Origin of the sequence: Vibrio sp. V39_P1S14PM300 (assembly GCF_009904765.1) — a bacterium.
In the GTDB taxonomy this organism is placed as follows: domain Bacteria; phylum Pseudomonadota; class Gammaproteobacteria; order Enterobacterales; family Vibrionaceae; genus Vibrio; species Vibrio proteolyticus.
This window is the reverse complement of the sequence record NZ_WXWP01000411.1, coordinates 1-4,642: the sequence shown is the minus strand read 5'-3', so window position 1 is coordinate 4,642 and position 4,642 is coordinate 1. Positions and strand designations below refer to the sequence as shown.

The following is a 4,642-nucleotide window of genomic DNA, read 5'->3' as shown; positions in this document are numbered from 1 at the left end:
GAATAAGCCTATGTTTACAATCCACTCTATCGGGGACTCGGCATTCTTGGAGCAAATCCTGATTGCGGTGTCCATGATCACTGGTACCGGGGACTTCGAGAAAATGGTCAGCATTGGCCTGCTGCTCGGCGTGCTCATCATCTGTATCCAGTCAGTTTTTCAGGGAGCAAAACAAATCAACTTCCAGCAGGTCTTGCTGGGCTGGGTCATTTATGCCTGCTCCTTTGGACCGACCACGACGGTTGCCATTGAAGACGCCTATACTGGCGAGGTTCGTGTTGTTGCCAACGTCCCGCTATTGGTTGGCTTTGCGGGCGGGATGATCTCCAATGTGGGATACACCATTACCAACCTCTTCGAGACCGGATACGGGGTCATCGTACCGAACGTTACGGAAAGCCACTTCTCGGAGACTTTGAAGCTGCTGAATGACGTTCGCAGAAGAGCTTATGATACTGGTGTCTTCACCGTCCTCAATGCGGCCAATGGCGGTGGATACGTCGATGTGCGCCTGTCCTGGAACAACTACATCCGTGAATGCACGCTGACCAAGGTTGACCTTAAACTGATGTCTCTGGATGAACTCATGAATAGTCCTACCGAGACAGCACTTCGGTTTAACTCCCAGCTCTATGGGACTCGCCTTTACCTTTCTGCGGGTAATCCTGACGGGACCGACTACACCTGTACCGACGGATGGGTTGCCATCAGTAGCGCCACGGCGAACCTGAATAGCCCAGTAGTGGTGGATGCCTTGAACAACCTGCTGGGAGTCGATACCAGTGCCGGCGATGATGCCATCACCAAAATTGGCGATTCGCTGCAAGCTATGGGAGCTTCGACAACATCATCCATCGATTATTTGAAGGCAGCCGTGCTGGAGCCCCTTTACTACGAGGCTGCCGCTGGTCGCTATCAGGACTTGCAGGACTACGGCTCCGCGCTGATGATTAACCAGGCTATTCAGCAGCGGAATACCCAGTGGGCGGCGGAACAGTCCATGTTCATGACGGTGGTTCGCCCAATGTTGACCTTCTTCGAAGGGTTCATCTACGCCATCACTCCGATCATTGCCTTTATCATTGTAATGGGGAGTTTTGGTCTTCAACTGGCGGGCAAGTATGTACAGACCATCCTCTGGATTCAGCTTTGGATGCCAGTTCTGTCCATTATCAACTTGTTTGTTCACACGGCGGCATCCAAGGAGATGTCCAGTCTGAGTAGCGCCGGATTAGACTCGATGTATGCGTTGTCATCGACAGGTGATGTGCTGCAACACTGGATCGCAACGGGCGGGATGCTGGCTGCGGCTACGCCAATCATATCCTTGTTCATCGTCACTGGCAGCACCTATGCCTTTACCAGCCTTGCCTCACGAATCAATGGCGGCGACCACGTAAACGAGAAAATGCAAACGCCTGATCTTCTGCAGCAAGATCCGATAATGAAAGGCCAGCCAGCGTTCTCGTATAACCAGTTCAGTGGTGCCATGGCGTCAGGGGCCGAGTCGCTTGTTGATAAGGTGAACATTGGACAAACCTTGAGTTCGGTGGTTAGCAGCAGCCAGGCCGCATCAGCCCAAGCTACGCGGAATTTCTCCGAACAGCTCTCAAACTCGGTTTTCTCCGGGGCATCGGCTGAACAGAGCTACGCAAGGTTGCAGGGGCTGGGCCAAACTCTTAGGGCATCCGATTCGAGTCAGGCCAAGGCAATTTACGGTCAGGCTCAGGATTACGCACGCCAGTACGGATTGTCGGAAACACATACTGATGCCATAGCTGGTGCCATAGCTATGAAGGCTTCAGGATCAGTTGATGCAGGTAAGCTTGCTGCGGTGATTGGTGGGCCAATAGGTCGAATCGCTACTGCGTCGGGAGCAGTTGGCAAAGACGCACCATTGAAAGTACAGGGAGATGTGTCGGGGTCTGTTGAATCAAGGACGACGGATCAGCGTCAGCAACTGACCACGGATCTGGATAAGCTGACAAAGAATTTGGGCTTTTCCAAGGATGATTCCGCCGCGTTGACTCGGGATCTTGCTCGTCAGACTAACACCGAAGCGGGTCAGCGATTCACCAATTCATTGGGTGAGGAACAACGAGAGCAACTTACCCAGTCTGCGACACAAGCGGTTAGCGCTCAAAATACATATCAACGCCTTTCCTCCGCTCAGAGCTCAATTGGCACGGCCAGTCAAATGGATATGCGGGCATTGGCCGCCTCTACCGTTGGTAGTCCAGCCGCAAGCACCGTGTTACAGAATGGAATGCGTATGGCGTCGCCGGAGACTCGTCAGGCCGCTGCCGAAAAAGCACGGTTCTATCAGGCATTGGGAATGGATTCCGCGCAGGCGTTAGCCGGTGGGCAAATTTACGCGCTTTTGAACTCCGGCAAGGGAGCCGAGCAGACTGTTGCGGCTGAGGCCATCTCGGCTGCTACAGGTAGTGTCGTCACCCAGGGGGTGGGGCGGTTTAACGAGAACCAGTTGCTTGTCCAGCAAGCTCCGGCAATCACTGGTCTTTCTAACCCTCTGAAACTCCAAGACCCAGCTCGTATGACGCAGGGGCAGCGCACTCAGGCTGAAAGCCACGTGCCTGGTGAGGATGTCGTATTCCAGCAACATGACAATAATTTGAGCCGAGTACAGGACGTTCATGCCAATCAAAAAGAGTCGTTCCAGGATGAGCGATTGGGGTCACTGAGAACGCAGATAATGAACTCCAACGTAGAACCATCCACCGCATCCAATATCTTTGCCTCATCTGAAGGTGCTGGTCGATTCTTCGACAAGATCGTTGGCGGCTCAGGGGCGGCCATGGATGGGTTCTCAAATGACTTTGCCAACTCGATGAACCAACTGGCACGGATGACGCCCGAGCAGCGCGATCAGTTTATTGCCGACGCACACAAGGGAGATCAGTACATCAAAGATCAGTATGGCCTGCCTGGATTCCTGGCTACTGGTGCGGCCAACCTGGGTAGGGACATTATCGGAGCAGGCGTTTCCGGTTTCTATGCGGCCAAGGAATGGCTCACCGGGAAATCGGACCTATCCGAGGCGGCCAAGGGCATGTCGGTTCGCGAGCGTGGTATGTTCTTCGCGGCAGCGTTTGCTAGTGCGAGCGAAGCAGGTGTAGAGCATGCGCAGGCCTTTGTTCAGCAGTACGGAGATGAGTTCCGCAATTTGGCCATGCAGACCGCGATACAAGAACATGGTCTTCATTCGGAGGCTGCGGCACAACTATTTGCTTCTTCCATTTTGGGAGCAAGTGATGGAAACGAAGAAGTATATCGAGAACAGCTTCGGCAGGAGATGGGAGATGATGAATTAGCTAACAAAACGGCAGATATCATCGAAGCATCCGCAGGAGCAGGGCGTGAACAGGCTGGAGGCTACTTGATACCTGTTTCACGTTACTTTGCAGTTAAGCAATGAGGTGGTTCATGAATACAGCACTGGTCCAATTGAAACTTCGGGAACGCCAGCTTCTGGACGAACTTGAACAAGTATGGGAAAGCATGGATAACCTGTCGGAAGCTTATGAAGTCTGCGGTCCTATCACTCCAATTTTGGTTATAAATACACTGAAACTGATGATACTGGAAGGCCACGGGGATTGGTTTGTAACTCCAGTGGAGCGAACTGGTGATGCCCTAGTGACCAGTGCTGAAGCCTTAAAGGTCGCCAGTAAGGAAACCGGTATTTGTCCGTATTTATTGAGGGGAACGCTCAGTCGAGCCCAGCGCCGCCCTGTACTGGCTTGCAGGGAAGGCAAACTCATCCTTCGAGTTGAAGATTAATCACCGGCGGGGAAGTGCGGGAGAGTAATAAGTTCCATACTAAAATGGCAGTGTTTACATCGGGCAGATGCTGCCGTTTCTAACATGAAAATGCCCTAAAGCTTGTTAACGTAAATACTCTATTTACAAAAAGAAGCACGCTGTGAAAGGCGTGCTTCTCAATTGGAAACCGTTAAGCATCAACGAACAGTACTTCGCCATTGATAAAACCGTCAACGGAACGCTCAAACGCTTTACCAACGAGTTTACCTGGTACTGGCTCAAAACCTGGCATCATTTCACCATAAACGTCCCATGCTTCTTCCAAGACTGTCGGGTTCACAACGTTGATGCGTGTACCGCGTGGCATTTCGTGAGCAACACACTTAACAAAGGTATCGATAGCGCCGCTTGTTGTTGCATCAGCAATGGCGAAAGGGATAGGTTTTACGTTTAAGATGCCACTGATTAGAGTGAAAGAACCTTTATCTGCGATGTACTCTTGGCCAATACGAACAAGGTTGATTTGTCCCATCATTTTGCTCATCACCGTGGTCATCCATTGTGACTCACTCATTTCAGAAAACGTTGCATACTCACAAAAACCCACCGTATTAACGACAGCATCAAAGTGACCAACTTTTTCATATAGTGCTCGAATCGAGTTTTCATCCGTAATATCAACAACATGGTCTACATTTCCTGAGCGGCCTGCGGTAATAACTTTATGATTACTTAACCCCGTTAAAGCCGCTTGTCCCATCTTACCCAAAGCACCAATTAGAATTACTGTTTTCATGACTTACTCCATCTCTCTGGTTGGTTTTTACAGGAATTATGTTAGTGATTGAGTAAAACAAAT

At 51.0% G+C, this 4,642-nt stretch carries 3 protein-coding genes; 2 read left to right on the top strand and 1 reads right to left on the bottom strand.

Annotation, left to right across the window (positions count from 1 at the left end; translation table 11 throughout):
• Positions 1–10: 10 nt before the first annotated feature.
• Together CAG65_RS21490 and CAG65_RS21485 are read left to right on the top strand one after the other, a co-directional pair.
• Entirely contained in the window at positions 11–3,436 is a 3,426-nt protein-coding gene (locus CAG65_RS21490; protein ID WP_161454926.1) for a conjugal transfer protein TraG N-terminal domain-containing protein, read from the top strand.
• An 8-nt stretch (positions 3,437–3,444) separates the two neighbouring features.
• Positions 3,445–3,801, top strand: a complete 357-nt coding sequence (locus CAG65_RS21485; protein WP_161454925.1) for a hypothetical protein — start codon at positions 3,445–3,447, stop codon at positions 3,799–3,801.
• A gap of 172 nt (positions 3,802–3,973) precedes the next feature.
• Here the strand turns inward: CAG65_RS21485 and CAG65_RS21480 are convergent, their stop codons facing one another.
• Positions 3,974–4,579, bottom strand: a complete 606-nt coding sequence (locus CAG65_RS21480) for a short chain dehydrogenase (RefSeq protein ID WP_161454924.1) — start codon at positions 4,577–4,579, stop codon at positions 3,974–3,976.
• Positions 4,580–4,642: the final 63 nt, after the last annotated feature.